Raw genomic sequence first — 14,255 nt, forward strand, 5'->3', positions numbered from 1 at the left:
AATGCAGATCGCAAATGCCTCTGACCGTTCAGAAATAACCTCCACCTGCGCTGTACATTCAGTGAATGCCGCGCCTGCCGGGATTATAAATATGACGGCCCGCCGTTACGCAGCAGTTGTTGCCACTCATAGCGTAGATCAGACGTGGCGCTTGATCCTCGTATCGGGATGTGATCTGGTGGGCGACACAGAAAGGCCACTGCCCTTTGCGATGTAGGGCGCTCGTAACTTTAGTTCTTTTCAGCATTTCGAGGTTTCATGCAAATCGAGTTACAGGAGATCAGCGACCACCTCTATCGTTTTGCTCCATTTGATACGCTGCCAAAAGAATCGGTAGACGCCATCGCTCGGCGGGTAGAAGTGAGTTATTTCAAGGCCGGCAGCGACATCCTTGAAGCGGGCGCGATCATTCATGACTTGCACTATGTGCGTAGCGGTGCGGTGGAGATTTACCGGCGCAATGGCGAGCTCTACAACCGACTTGTCGAAGGTGACCTCTTCGGTCAGGCCGGTTTGTTGCGCAGTAACAAGGTGCGTTTTCCCGCCCGGGCCTTGGAAGATAGCCTGATCTATTACATACCCGCCGACGTGTTCGCTGACCTTTGCGCGCAGCATGATGCTTTCGCCGACTTCGTTGAAGCTGAGGGGCACTCCAGGCTCAAGACTGCCGTTGAGGCGCAGGGGCGTGCCAGTGAGCTTATTCAGCTCAAATGCCGAGGTCTTATCTCTCGGCCCTTGGTGTGGGTCACGTCGGATACCTGCGTCGGCGACGCGGCAAAAATCATGACAGAACAAAGCGTTTCTTGCGTTCTAGTGATGTCATCAGCGGGCTTGCAGGCGGCTGAAATCCAAGGGATCGTGACGGATCGGGACCTTCGCACACGTGTTGTCGCGGCCGGCCGAAACGCTGACGAAACGGCTGCCCGAGACATCATGACGGCCGAGCCGGTAACGATAGGCGCAGACGACTCAGTGTTTGAAGCGATGCTGGTGATGTTGCGCCGTAATATTCACCATCTGCCGGTGGTCCATCATGGCCATCCGATTGGGCTGATCAACCTGTCGGATATCATCCGCTACGAGTCACACAGCAGTTTGTATCTGGTAAACAGAATTTCTAACCAGACTTCGGTCGACGGCCTTAAATCGCTTTTGCGTGACCTGCGCGGAACCTACATCCGCATGGTGCGTGACGGCGCGACGGCGCACATGATTGGTAGCGCGATTTCCGGTATTGGCCGGGCCTTTACCCAGCGTTTGCTGGAGCTCGCAGAGAAAAAACTGGGGCCGCCTCCGGTGCCTTACTGCTTTATGGTGTTGGGTTCCATGGCGCGTGATGAGCAGTTGTTGGTGACGGACCAGGACAATGCCCTGGTGCTCGACGACCGCTTCGATCCAATCCAGCACGATGTTTACTTCCGAGCGTTGGCGACGTTTGTGAGTGATGGCCTGGCCGCATGCGGCTACAGCTATTGCAAAGGCGGAATCATGGCGACAAACGATCAGTGGCGTCAGCCGTTGAAGGTATGGCGAAGTTATTTTGATCAGTGGATCGAAAAGCCAAATCCCAAGACGTTGCTCAATAGTTGTATTTTTTTCGATCTGGATGGTGTGTTTGGCGAGCTCGAGCTTGTGCAGGAACTGAAAGTTCTGTGTGCTCGAAAATCCAGCGCACATCCTGTTTTTCTAAGTGCCATGGCTCGAATTGCCCTTAACCGGACGCCGCCATTAGGCTTTTTCCGGACCTTTGTGGTTGAGACAGACGGACAGCACAAACGGATCATCAACCTGAAGGGGCGAGGTACCGCACCGCTGACAGACCTGATCCGCATCCACGCGCTCGCGTGTGGCAGTACCGCGCAGAATTCATTTGATCGTATGGACGCCATCGCGAACAGCAACATCATTCCGCCTGAAGCATTAAAGCAACTCCGATACGCGCTGGAGTTTCTGTCAATGGTGCGAATTCGACATCAGGTTGACGCACTGGAGCAGGGAGCGGCGCTCAATAATTATGTTGAACCGGAACGCTTTTCCAACAGTGAACGACATAATCTCAAAGAGGCGTTTCAGGTCTTGAGTAATGGCCAGAATTTCTTGCGCTTCCGTTATCCGTCAAAGGGTCGCCTGTCGTCATGAAACACGTGAAAGCGCAGCCCAATCATAAAGTGCTGGAGTGGTCTTCCAGGTTCGAGACCCTGGCAGACAATGCCGTTAACAGCCGCTTGCGACAGTTCTATCAAGCCGGCGCGGTCTCGGCACAGACCTCCATTGATAGCTTGCAACTGCTGGCCATGGACGTGGAAACCACCGGCCTTGATGCACAGGCTGACAGTATTGTGAGCATCGGGGTAATGCCGTTCACGCTGCAGCGCATTTACTGTGGGAGTTCGCTTTACTGGGTGATAAAACCTGCGTCCGAGCTGAATGAAAAGTCGGTGACGTTTCATCACATAACCCATGCTGAAATTTCAGATGCTCCCACCTTTGAGCAGGTGCTGGCCCCATTGCTGGAGGCCATGGCAGGCAAGGTGATGGTCGTCCATTATCGGAATATTGAGCGAGCCTTTTTGGATCAGGCAGTGCGTAGGCATTTAGGGGAGGGGCTTGAGTTCCCGGTCATTGATACGATGCAACTGGAAGCCCGACTACATCGGCAAAAACGTGGATGGTTCGCCCGATTTATGGGGCGCTCACAACCGTCCATAAGGCTGGCGGATAGCCGGGCGCGCCTGGGTCTTCCGGCTTATCACGCTCACCATGCATTAACCGATGCCCTGGCAACCGCAGAACTGTTGCAGGCGCAGGTAGCGACTTATTACTCAGCGTCAAAGCCTGTTGGCGAGTTATGGAACTGAGTCACCGCTTGATAGTGAAACGTTAGCGCCTGTCCGACCGATATTCCTGTGGGCATTGACTCACTAGCGTAACCGTCCGGCCAAGTCACCTACCGAACTCCAGCTTTAAGGGCGATGGTGTCCGCGTATTCTGATCTGACCCCGAAATGTTGGACATCAACATTGGGGGCGCAGCGGCCAGAAACACGATTTCCGTCCAGGGTTGCCGATTATGAACTGGTGATGCATTGACCTAACCATTCAGCCAATATCTCGTTCTGATCCCAACGCTGGGGGCGTTGGTGTGTGCTTCATTGAGGTTTGGATTCAGGAGGGTGTGTTGGCCGGGCGCTTACCGCTTACCTGCGGGCGCTCATTGTCAAAGGCAGGGACTTGCGCTTTAATTCCAATTTTCCACCCTCCCAATCGGCGATCTTAATGCCTCATCCGTCTGACTTTTCAAACGATATCAGCACGGTTGCCAAGATTGATGCCGTGCCACTTATTCTCAACATGGTCAAGCACACAACCGGCATGCGCTTTGCCGCAATTGCTCGGGTTACCGAGACCAAATGGGTGGCTTGCGCCGTAGACGACTCCATAAATTTTGGGCTCGTGCCAGGCGGCGAGTTGATACTGGAAACGACAATCTGTCACGAAATCCGTCAGCATCGAAAGCCAGTCATATTCAAGCATGCCAGTGAGCACCCGGTTTATTCGAATCACCACACCCCCGAGAAATACTGTCTGGAAAGCTATGTCTCCATTCCAATCATCAGGTCAAACGGGGATTTTTTCGGAACGCTCTGCGCTATAGATCAAGTGCCGGCTCAGTTTGATGAGGAAGCGGTTTGTAACACGCTGACGCTGTTCGCCCAGTTAATCGCCGTTCAACTGGACGTTCAGGCGGATCTTGAGGCCAAGACAATTGAGTTGGCCAATGCCACCGAGGCAGGCATCATTCGGGATCAGTTCATTGCCGTCCTCGGTCACGACCTCCGCTCACCGCTGAGCGCTATCCGCATGAGCGCCGACATGCTTGAAGCTAAGCTTCCTATTGGCCGAGAGCAAAAACTTGCGACTGCCATCCGACAAAGCTCGCAGCGGATGAGTAACCTGATTGAAGATGTCCTGGATTTTTCTCGTGGAAAGCTGGGGGGAGGCATTCCGGTCAAACGCATCTTGGTAGACAGCCTTGGCGACATTTTTATAGCCGTCATAAACGAAATCATTGCGAGCCATCCCCACGTCAAAATCACTCGAGAAGTAGTCATCTCACCAGGGATCTTTTGTGATGCTGGGAGGATGGGACAGTTGTTGTCGAACCTTTTGGGCAATGCGGTAACTCACGGGTCGCGTGATCACCCGATAGAGGTGCTCGCAAGCATGCAAGAAAATCACATCGTTCTGTCAGTGCTGAACCAAGGCCCAGAAATACCAGATACGCTATTGCCACTACTGTTCCAGCCGTTTACGAGGTCGGCGGGCGGTGGTCGGGGAGAAGGATTAGGCCTGGGTTTGTATATCGCCTCTCAGATCGTAACGGGTCATAACGGGACGCTATCCGTAACCTCTACACCAGGGGCTGGCACACGGTTTGTCGCGCGCTTCCCAGGCACCCTAGAGTGGACGCAAGGAAACTAGCATTTTATGTCACGGCGATAGGTGACTTCGCCGGACGCTTACTCACTAGCGGTCAGTATGGTGAATGCTTGTGACACCCTGGCTCAGGCATCGGCCGTAACCGGATCGATGTGCGGGAGGAATAGCCCGCAAGCGCGGGCTGCCATTACCTCGGCCATTGAGCTTGCAAAAGACTTCCAGTCAAGCACTCAGCGTGTCTCATGATCCGTTTGAGAGCCCTCATCGCGTCAGGCACACATCGAGTATCCTGCTTCATTTTTTCAAACAACGAAGCGATTCACCATCTTATTAAGATCAACCGCCAGCTTAGACATTTCCCCGCATGCGCTGGCTGTTTGACTGGCGCCTGCAGAACTTTGCACGGCAAGCTCTCGAATGCTGACGAGATTACGATCAACTTCTCGGGCAACATGGGCCTGTTCTTCAGACGCAGTTGCGATCAACATATTTCGCTCATTAATCTGGGTAATGGCCTTGGCGATCTGATCCAGTGAACTGCTGGCCTCCTGTGCCACATCGAGGGATTGGGTTGCTAGCTCCTTGCTTTTACTCATGGCTTCCACTGCTTCAGCTGAATCGCTCTGCATTGCGGAGATCATCTGTTCGATCTCTTGAGTGGAAGACTGCGTTCTGTGCGCCAACGCCCTTACTTCGTCAGCAACGACTGCAAAGCCGCGGCCTTGCTCACCAGCCCTGGCAGCTTCAATCGCTGCGTTCAACGCCAGAAGGTTAGTTTGCTCTGCGATTGCACGAATCACTTCGACGACTTTGTTGATGCTTTGAGCCCGCTGTGACAAAACCTGAATCTTGTCACTCGTGGCTTCAACATTGCCGCTGAGTTTTTGAATCGACTTCAACGTTTGAGAGACCCGCTCTAAACCGGTCTCAGTAAAGTCCTGGGTGCGACGCGACTCTTCCGAGGCCGACTCCGCATTACGGGCCACTTCATCAACCGCCGCACTCATCTCAGTTACCGCAGTGGCAGCTTGGTTGACCTCATCATTTTGAGAGATGAGGCCTCGACTGGATTCCTCAGTGACCGCTGTCATTTCTTCCGCAGCTGAGGCCAGCTGTGTAGATGAGTCTCCGATTTGCATGATGGTTCTGCGAAGGTTCTCTTGCATTTGGGCCAGCGCTTTTAACAGGCGTCCGGCTTCATCCTTCCCGCTGACGTGCACTTCTTTGGAGAGATCACTGCCGGCGATGCGTTCTGCCACAGACAACGCTGCACCGATTGGGGCCGTAATGCTCTTGGTCAGAAGTGTTGCCAACGCCACAGTTAGGACTACGACAACTGAAATAAGGCCAATGATTACCCAGATACCGTCGGAGTAAGTATTGGTTGCGTATTGCCCAGCCGCTGTTGCGCCATCGTTGTTGAAGTCAGTCAGGGCTTTGATCTCACCCTCCATCCTATTCGTCAACGGCCTGATGCCTGTACTCACCAGGTTGACAGCGGCAGGTATGTCACCGCTCGCCATTAATGGTTCAAGCATATCCAACTGTTTGGCGTATGCATCAGCGGACGCTTTCACCACTAGATAACGTGTGCGCTCGTCGTTGCTAGCGATCAGCGGTTCATAATTCAGCACCGCATCCGCGAAAGCTTTACGGTAGCCTGCGAAAGACGCAACCGTCGATTGAAGTGCTTTAGGGTCAGCAAGCGCACGCTGAGTTTCAAGCCTGAGTCGCATTACTCCAACATTCATCAACGCCGTTTGTCGGATGCTTGGAAGCCAATTGGTTTCGACGTCTTTTTCGGCGTCACGCAGCTTGCCCATCTGCAGAGCGGCAACTGCGCCGAGCACAAAGACCAACAAAATGATTGACGCGAAAAACAAGGACGCTCGTGGAGCTACGTTGAGGTTTCTAAGGTGCATGCAAGCTTCCTGACTGCGAGGGTGTGATCTAGGTATCTAGACTATCGACCTGACGTTAATAAACTTAATCAGGCCTCTCGCTTTTGAGTGCTCGCCTAAGTCGCTTGCGCGCACCCGGCGATTCACTCGCTGATATCAGTGCGACAGTGCTGCTCTACGTTGGAGTTTTTAGTAGGGAGTTCTGCTGCCAACGTTACGCCATCGCCCCAGGCGATGGCGTAACGGGTATGTTTGCTGCGCGCTGACAGCTAAAGCCCTATTTGCTAACGAGGCTCAGACATCAGTCCTTTCACTAGGGATATGCATCCCAGCATTAAAACGATTGCGAAAGGTAAACCTGTGGATACTGCCATTGCCTGCAGTGCAACCAGCCCCCCACCCAACAGAAGGGCAATCGCAATTACGCCCTCGATGACAGCCCAGAACACTCGTTGAGGCACAGGCGCATCCACCTTGCCGCCGGCGGTGATCGTGTCGATTACCAAGGAGCCTGAGTCCGAGGAGGTAATAAAAAATACAATGACCAGAACGATGCCCAGGAAGGAGGTGATCTCTTTAAGAGGCAACTCTCCCAGCATGGCGAACAACTTCAGCTCCAGCACAGCGTCCTTGACGCCCACTAGGCCCTGTAAGGTCGTTTGGTCAATGGCCGTTCCGCCGAACGTTGTCATCCATAGCACAGACACCACTGAGGGAACGAGCAAGACCGAGATCAGAAACTCTCTGACCGTTCGACCACGACTGACGCGCGCGATAAACATGCCTACAAATGGCGACCAACTGATCCACCACGCCCAGTAGAAGGCCGTCCAGCCTTGGGTGAATTGGGTGTCAGTGCGGCCGAATGGATTTGACAGTGCTGGCAGGTATTCAACATACGTCACCAGGTTCTTGAAGAACCCTGTGAAGATGGCCAAGGTCGGTCCCACTACGATGATAAACACCAGTAAGAGCAATGCGAGTCCCATATTGATCTGGGAAAGCATTTTGACGCCCTTGTCCAAACCGGAAAGGACTGACCACAGCGCGATCAAGGTAATGCCAACGATCAGCACGACTTTACTGAGATTCGTCGATTGTATCCCGAAGAGATATTCAATCCCCGCGGCAGCCTGTTCTGCACCAATGCCCAGAGAGGTTGCCAACCCGAATAGCGTGGCGAATACCGCCAGGATATCGATGATATGCCCCGGCCAGCCCCAAACGCGCTCACCCAACAGTGGATAGAAAATCGAGCGTATCGAAAGCGGTAAGCCCTTGTTGTAAGAAAACAACGCCAGGGACAACGCCACAATCGCATAGATCGCCCAGGGATGAAGTCCCCAGTGAAAGATCGTAGCGGCCATTGCCAAGTCGGCGGATGCTTTCATATCGCCTGCTGCACCACCCAACGGCGCCCAGTCCGTACGCACGCCGCTCGCATCGACTGTCACGCCTCCCATGGACGCCGCGTAATGCGACATGGGTTCGGCGACGCCATAAAACATCAAGCCAATGCCCATGCCCGCGGCAAACAGCATTGAAAACCATCCGACGTAGGAGTGGTCTGGTTTGGCATCTCTGCCGCCCAAACGCACCTTTCCCAACGGGGAGAAAATCAGCGCAATGCACAGCACCACAAAGACGTTCGCAATGCTCATGAAGAGCCAGGCGAGGTGACTAGTCAACCAGTTCCGGATGGCGCTGAAGAGGGGTTCTACTTCATTCTGCAGTGCCAATGTCAAAATCACGAACAGTAAAATTGTGGCGGCTGAAATGATAAATACTTTGCCGTGGATATCGAGCGAGAACGAAAACTCTCCTTTGATATTGTCTTGACCGATGACGTAGTCAGTGTCGATCAGGTTGGCAGCTCCACTAGGAGCAGGAATACCGTCCTCACTAGGGACGTGAGGGGTGTTAGGCCGATCATCCGTAGGCTTTTCAACCATGAGAATCTCCTTGTTGTTGGCGCGTTTTAACGCGCAGTTGTCATTATCCCCGCTGTTCCTATGGTAAAACGAGATGTAAGCGCCTTTATCCTAACAAGCTTTGAGAACAAACCCGGCAAAACCTGCCGGTTGCATAGCCCTTCGATCGAATATGTCACCGTCACATGACGTCTTTTTGGGCTGCAATCTATTCGATTGAGTGCAATGAACAGGTTTGCGCGGGCCAGATTAATGCCCCATCAACTTACTTATGCCATCGGGTTTGTCGTGAACGCCAAAGCGATCCACGATCGTGGACGTAGCTTGGTTCATCCCGATCACATCTACGTGAACCCCTTCTCGGCGCAGCTTTAGTACTACCTTGTCGAGCGCAGCGACTGAAGTTATATCCCAAAAGTGGGCCTCTCGAAGATCGATGGTCAGGGTCTCCAGTCGTTCCTTAAGATCGAACGAATGAGTGAACCTGTCGGCTGAGCCAAAAAACACCTGGCCTGTGACGTAGTAAGTGCGATGGGCATGTGCGGGGTCATGCTGAGAAGTGACCTCCAGGTAATGTCCGATCTTGTTGGCGAAGAACATGGCGGCCAGCAAGGTGCCTGCGACAACGCCGTAGGCCAGGTTATGGGTCGCGACGACCACGACCACCGTGACCAACATCACGATGTTCGTTGAGAGCGGATAGTCTTTGAGATTGCGGATGGAGTCCCAACTGAAGGTGCTGATGGAGACCATGATCATCACGGCGACCAACGCGGCCATCGGTATGCGGGCGAGCCAGTCGCCCATGAAGATCATCATGATCAGCAGTGAAAAGCCTGCACTCAGCGTAGACAAGCGGGTTCGTCCGCCAGATTTAACGTTGATCATCGACTGTCCGATCATCGCGCAGCCTGCCATGCCGCCAATGAGGCTGCTGGTGATGTTGGCGATGCCCTGGCCTTTGCATTCACGATTCTTGTCGCTGCTCGTGTCTGTCAGGTCGTCGACGATGGTTGCCGTCATCATCGACTCCAGCAAACCGACCACTGCCAGCGCGGCAGAGTACGGCAGTACGATCATCAGTGTTTCAAGGTTTAGTGGCACGCTTGGCCACAAGAATATCGGCAGACTATCAGGCAGCGAGCCCATGTCGCCCACCGTATGTATATTCAGGCCCATGTAGATCGAAATCGCAGTCAGCACGATGATGCATACGAGCGGCGAGGGGAGCAGTTTTCCTACGCCCGGCAGCCTTGGGAACAGGTAAATAATCGCCAGTCCGCCAGCAGTCATGGCGTAAACGGGCCAGGTTACCCCGGTGAGTTCTGGCAGCTGCGCCATGAAAATCAGGATCGCCAAGGCGTTAACGAATCCTGTGACGACTGATCGCGATACGAAGCGCATCAGCTCGCCCAGCCGCAGATAGCCCGCGATTATTTGAAGTACGCCGCACGTCAGCGAGGCGGCGAGGAGGTACTGGAGGCCATGATCCTTGACCAGGTTGACCATGAGCAATGCCATGGCGCCGGTGGCCGCCGAGATCATCGCCGCACGCCCTCCAACAAACGAGATCACAGTGCAGATACAGAAAGAGGCATAAAGGCCAACCTTGGGGTCGACGCCGGCAATAATAGAAAAGGCAATAGCCTCTGGAATAAGCGCCAGTGCAACAACGAGGCCCGCGAGGACATCGGCTCGGATATTTGACAGCCAAGCAAGTTTGATCTTTTCAAACATTTATTTACCCATGGCAGGCACCACATCCCGCGCAGCTGTTAGCACTGAGCTGTGTGTGCTTGTGTCTTCAATTGAGTTGTGGAATGGCCGCGGCCAAAAAAGCAGGCGCAGCAAAATACTACCGCAGCTAGGAGGCGGTCAGGGGCGTGCGAGGGGGCGGAGCGCTATGGCGGCGTAGGCAGCCAGTTCGAGCGTGGCAAGGTAAGTCCTTCGGCGTACGTAGACAGACCACGGGATATTAACCCGCCGTAGCGCACTCGTACAACCGATAGGCGGTCTTGCAGGAACCTATCATGTAGAATATCCCGCGGGTGTCACCGCAAAACGCGGGAGGGCAGGTTTAATTCAGCGCAGGTCGGGCCGCCGCGCGGAGTGACTGTGCCTATGAGCTTGAAATCCTCACGTCCGGATAAAACCCACGGCCATCGTGAATCTCCCGCCACGCGTGCTTTTTTCTCCCGTTTCTTGGCCGCGGAATCAGCGGGTGGCCTGATACTCATGGCCGCTGCTTTGATAGCACTCTTCGTTGCTAACTCTCCGTTGGCAGACATTTACTTCTCGTCACTGCATGTAAAAGTCGTTGGCCTCTCGATTGAGCACTGGATCAATGATGGACTGATGGCGGTCTTTTTCATGCTGGTGGGGTTGGAGATCAAGCGCGAAATGTTGGTCGGCCAGTTATCGAGCTGGAGCCAGCGCGCTCTTCCAGGATTCGCCGCGTTAGGCGGCATGCTTGTACCTGCTTTGATATATATTGCGGTCAACTGGGGTAACGCCGAAACCTTGGGAGGGTGGGCTATTCCGGCTGCGACCGATATTGCGTTTGCCTTGGGCGTACTGTCGCTGCTAGGTAAACGTGTGCCCATCTCGTTGAAAATCTTTCTGTCTGCGCTTGCGATTCTTGATGACCTAGGTGCTGTGCTCATCATCGCTCTGTTTTACACCAGCGGCTTGTCGATCAGTATGTTGCTGGCCTCACTGGGCGTTATTGTGTTCCTGGTGATGCTCAACCGATTCGGTGTGACCAGGCTCTGGCCTTACCTGATAGCGGGCGGTCTGCTGTGGTTCTTTATGCTTCAGTCGGGTATCCACGCGACCTTGGCCGGTGTCATTCTCGCACTGTGCATTCCGATGCGGGCGGCGAGCAGCGAGCGCAAATCACCGCTCATCCACCTGGAAGGAAAGCTGCATCCGTGGGTCGCTTTCGCTGTTGTGCCCATTTTCGGTTTTGCCAATGCTGGAGTGTCTCTTGCCGGTATATCTCCCAATAACCTGATCGACCAGGTACCTCTGGGGGTAACGCTTGGGCTATTGCTAGGCAAGCAAATTGGTGTGTTTGGTTTGGCTGCGCTAGCGATTCGCGCAGGGCTGGCCAAGCTGCCTGAGCAATGTGATTGGTCTCAGCTGTACGGTGTAGCGCTGCTGTGCGGCATTGGTTTCACAATGAGCCTCTTCATCGGGGCGCTGGCCTTCCCGGTTAACCCGCATTTGGTCGATGAGGTGAAGGTTGGAGTGCTTATGGGCTCTATTCTTTCCGCTGTCCTCGGTGTTGCTGTTCTTTTGAAGGTTAAAGGTTAATCCTGAGCATATCTGTCCGTTGATAGCTGCATGGGGGATGAGCATCCAATCGCGCCGACGGGCTCAAGCATAATGAATGCTGCTGTTCGATCAATTTTTTGGTCTTGAGATGCTCCGAAAATAAGTCCAGAATTGAGTACTTTCCTGCTTCGGCAAGAAAAGAAACCCCTTATATTTCAATGGGTCGGACGCCAGATGCGAGTCTCGTTTCCCGCTCCATATTGTGACCTACAGACTTCCATTGGCATCTGCAGGTATTTGAAAAGAGGAGCTTCGACTCCTTTTTTTGTTCCAGCAAACGCCACGAAAATCCACCGACAGCCAGCGTTTTTGAGGCCAGAATTGAGGCCAAGGAGTACGGGGGGGCGCCGGTTCCGGGTTGTTGCTTGGGTTGGATCGGGATGACCGGCAGCATCGAGCCTAAGTCTCACGACTTAGGCGTTTGATGATGGCATTCTCTGATCTGACCGTGCGGCAAGCCAAGGCCGCCGAGAAAACCTACAGCATCCCCGAAACTGACGGCCTAGGCCTGATGGTCACACCCACCGGTAGCAGGCAAGTAAGCTAGGCTGTCTGCAGGACAGTCCGTCGATATTCGATGGCCTGAAAATAAAGGCGCTATCAATGTCGAAGCATTTGCTGTTGGGCTGGACCCGTTCCTTGTGCGTGCTTGCTGCCTTGAGCGGCGCGGCCACCATGGCAGTTGCTGCCCCGCCTGAAAAAACCGCTACGGCGCCATCGGACACGCAATCGGTGTCCCTGGCAGGCGGCAAGCTGAAGTTCGTGCTGGAAGGCGTCGAGGCCCGTGCCTTGAACAGCGAGAACGGCGGCACGATGTACTTCGATCCGAAAAGCGAGCGGGCCATCATCGTTACCGAAGGTCCGGCGCCGACTGCGGGCACCACCCCGGACGCTGCGTTTCGCCTTGCCGTGGATACCTTGAAGGAAAAGCAGCAGGCCGCTTCACCCAACTTTCGCATGACCAGCGAGAAGACCATTCAGGTGAACGACTTGAAGATGTACCGCCTGGACGGCACCGACGATTTCAACGGCCTGAAACTACTGATGGCCTCGTTGATGGCGATGAACGATCAGACGATCACCATCATCGAAGTGATGTCCAGCGTAAACGACCCGGCCGGCCATACCGCTGCGTTGAAGAACATTCTGGGCAAGTAAACCGCAGGTTTCCGGATAGTAGGCTGTTGGCTTGCTACGGTCTGTCCATCACAAGGCGCCCGTATGAGCTCGTGCGCAACGCTTGCCCAACTCGGTCGTTCCATAGCTTTAGCGCAATATAAAACTCAATAAATAGCTTTGCCTGCACGCGCTGATCGGATTTCTGGTTCTAAAGGGAAACGCCACGATTTGGCTGCAGCACACTTGCGCTATAGCTTCGATACGAAGCTGCCTTCTAAACTGCGGACAGACTCCTGATACTTCTTGTTGAGTTGCCGCAGTGTGTGATGAATAGAGTGCTTATCCAAGGTTTCAAGGGCACTACATCAGATGATTGGTCTTGCCGACCACGTAACGCCAATCGGCGCCGCCCAGATCGACGTCTTCCCACCGCATCTGCACTAATTCGCCAGGGCGGACCGGCAACATGACCAGCAGGCGCAACGCTGCCGTCGTTGCAGTCATCCAGACGCAGCGGAAACCTGCCCAGGTCGACTGGCCTTTCGATTGCCGGATTGCTGGTGACGATATGGCGGATCTTCAGCTCCTCGATGTTGCTGAGCGCCACGTTGCGCTCCACCCAGCCGCGGCCCTCGGCAACCCCAGGATGGCGCGGATGATGGTGCGCACGCGCCGGGCCATGGCCAGGGTGCGTTGACGACGCAACTCGGTGATGATCGTAGTGATGTGCTCCAGCTTGATCTCGCTGACCGGTTTTTTGCCAATGGCAGGCAAGATGTGGTTGTTCAGAGCTCCGGTCGACCCGAGATGGATTTGGTCACCAGTTCGGCAGGCTTGAATGCCAACCCTTGCTTGGCCACGTACGCGAAGGTGCGCTCTTCATTGAGCAACTTCGCCTCGATCTTGGCAGTCTTGGCCTTGAGCGGGACGATGTGATTAGCCACATCGCGGCGTGCGCCGCGGGCAATCCTTGAGACCAATGTCGGGGTAAGCGCCGATGGAGAAGCGGTTTTCCTTGCCATGCAGGCGATACTTCAATCGCCCAACCTTGGAAGGAGATTTGTCGACCTTGCTTGACGCCCTTACCTCCAAGTAGAGCCCAGGGACTTCGCCATCGGCGTGTTTACCCGGTTCGGCCAGCGAGCGGATCAAGGCATCGCTGAGTTTTCGTTTGAAAACAACCGCAATATCTGGGGGCATCGGTGGGGGCATCCTTTTTAAGGAACCGAAATTTGCCCCCCATTGTGCCCCCAGTCACATGCGCTGCTCGAGCAATTGTGAATTCGCGCCCTAGCGGTGATCCACCGCAGTATTTGATCGGGCTCAGTGGTACAACCCCTTTGAAATTGGCAGGTTCGTCCACTTTGCAGATGCTTACTGACGGCCAGCCTGCTGCTATCTACTGATGCATCTCGGTCACGGACATAGTGAATACCAAAAAACATTTTGACTGGGCTCTAGGGCGGTAGTTACAGACTGAAAAAAACGAATTATGCTCCAGTTATGCCCCCATTCACACCGGGTGTACA

13 protein-coding genes and 1 pseudogene are annotated in these 14,255 nt (G+C 54.2%); 7 read left to right on the forward strand and 7 right to left on the reverse strand.

Annotated features, from left to right (window positions below):
* From FBY10_RS31640 to FBY10_RS31975, 5 genes and pseudogenes are all read left to right on the forward strand, one after another.
* Window positions 1-217 (forward strand): hypothetical protein (locus tag FBY10_RS31640; RefSeq protein WP_218571063.1); only part of this gene is annotated, 217 nt, incomplete at its 5' end.
* 41 nt (window positions 218-258) lie between these two features.
* Complete coding sequence (locus FBY10_RS31215; RefSeq protein ID WP_145338865.1) at window positions 259-2,139, forward strand: DUF294 nucleotidyltransferase-like domain-containing protein; 1,881 nt, start codon at window positions 259-261, stop codon at window positions 2,137-2,139.
* Window positions 2,136-2,858 (forward strand): 3'-5' exonuclease, encoded by a 723-nt coding sequence (locus FBY10_RS31220; protein ID WP_145338866.1) that lies wholly within the window; start codon window positions 2,136-2,138, stop codon window positions 2,856-2,858. The genes FBY10_RS31215 and FBY10_RS31220 overlap by 4 nt, the downstream gene beginning before the upstream one ends.
* A 372-nt stretch (window positions 2,859-3,230) precedes the next feature.
* A complete protein-coding gene (locus FBY10_RS31225) occupies window positions 3,231-4,481 on the forward strand; it encodes a GAF domain-containing sensor histidine kinase (RefSeq protein WP_256663622.1) in 1,251 nt (416 codons plus the stop codon).
* Between the two features lie 63 nt (window positions 4,482-4,544).
* Window positions 4,545-4,685, forward strand: a pseudogene (locus tag FBY10_RS31975) (helix-hairpin-helix domain-containing protein); the annotation flags it as partial.
* 56 nt (window positions 4,686-4,741) lie between these two features.
* Here FBY10_RS31975 and FBY10_RS31235 read toward each other — a convergent pair.
* The 3 genes from FBY10_RS31235 to FBY10_RS31245 all read right to left on the reverse strand — a co-directional run bounded on the left by FBY10_RS31235 (window position 4,742) and on the right by FBY10_RS31245 (window position 10,008).
* Window positions 4,742-6,361 carry a methyl-accepting chemotaxis protein gene (locus tag FBY10_RS31235; RefSeq protein ID WP_145338867.1) on the reverse strand — a complete coding sequence of 540 codons (1,620 nt, stop codon included), beginning with the start codon at window positions 6,359-6,361 and terminating at the stop codon, window positions 4,742-4,744.
* Between the two features lie 263 nt (window positions 6,362-6,624).
* On the reverse strand, window positions 6,625-8,292 hold the full coding sequence (locus FBY10_RS31240; RefSeq protein ID WP_088423780.1) for a BCCT family transporter: 1,668 nt from the start codon (window positions 8,290-8,292) through the stop codon (window positions 6,625-6,627).
* A 228-nt stretch (window positions 8,293-8,520) separates the two neighbouring features.
* Complete coding sequence (locus tag FBY10_RS31245; RefSeq protein WP_145338868.1) at window positions 8,521-10,008, reverse strand: SulP family inorganic anion transporter; 1,488 nt, start codon at window positions 10,006-10,008, stop codon at window positions 8,521-8,523.
* Window positions 10,009-10,392: 384 nt separating this feature from the next.
* Here FBY10_RS31245 and nhaA point away from each other — a divergent pair, with 384 nt between their 5' ends.
* Together nhaA and FBY10_RS31260 are read left to right on the forward strand one after the other, a co-directional pair.
* Window positions 10,393-11,586, forward strand: a complete 1,194-nt coding sequence (gene nhaA / locus FBY10_RS31250) for a Na+/H+ antiporter NhaA (RefSeq protein ID WP_145338869.1) — start codon at window positions 10,393-10,395, stop codon at window positions 11,584-11,586.
* A gap of 624 nt (window positions 11,587-12,210) precedes the next feature.
* Window positions 12,211-12,765: a hypothetical protein gene (locus FBY10_RS31260; protein ID WP_108573055.1), complete on the forward strand. Its 555-nt coding sequence runs from the start codon at window positions 12,211-12,213 to the stop codon at window positions 12,763-12,765.
* Between the two features lie 321 nt (window positions 12,766-13,086).
* Here the strand turns inward: FBY10_RS31260 and FBY10_RS31980 are convergent, their stop codons facing one another.
* From FBY10_RS31980 to FBY10_RS31990, 4 genes are all read right to left on the reverse strand, one after another.
* Window positions 13,087-13,230, reverse strand: coding sequence for a hypothetical protein (locus tag FBY10_RS31980; protein ID WP_256663623.1), 144 nt, complete (start codon window positions 13,228-13,230; stop codon window positions 13,087-13,089).
* 75 nt (window positions 13,231-13,305) lie between these two features.
* On the reverse strand, window positions 13,306-13,500 hold the full coding sequence (locus tag FBY10_RS32435; RefSeq protein WP_158277068.1) for a hypothetical protein: 195 nt from the start codon (window positions 13,498-13,500) through the stop codon (window positions 13,306-13,308).
* Between the two features lie 11 nt (window positions 13,501-13,511).
* Window positions 13,512-13,670 (reverse strand): hypothetical protein, encoded by a 159-nt coding sequence (locus FBY10_RS31985; protein WP_256663624.1) that lies wholly within the window; start codon window positions 13,668-13,670, stop codon window positions 13,512-13,514.
* The gene (locus tag FBY10_RS31990) at window positions 13,663-13,926 is read right to left on the reverse strand and encodes an Arm DNA-binding domain-containing protein (RefSeq protein ID WP_256663625.1); all 264 of its coding nucleotides are present in this window, start codon (window positions 13,924-13,926) and stop codon (window positions 13,663-13,665) included. The genes FBY10_RS31985 and FBY10_RS31990 overlap by 8 nt, the downstream gene beginning before the upstream one ends.
* Window positions 13,927-14,255 lie beyond the last annotated feature (329 nt).

It is taken from the genome of Pseudomonas sp. SJZ103, assembly GCF_007828335.1.
Lineage (GTDB): Bacteria > Pseudomonadota > Gammaproteobacteria > Pseudomonadales > Pseudomonadaceae > Aquipseudomonas.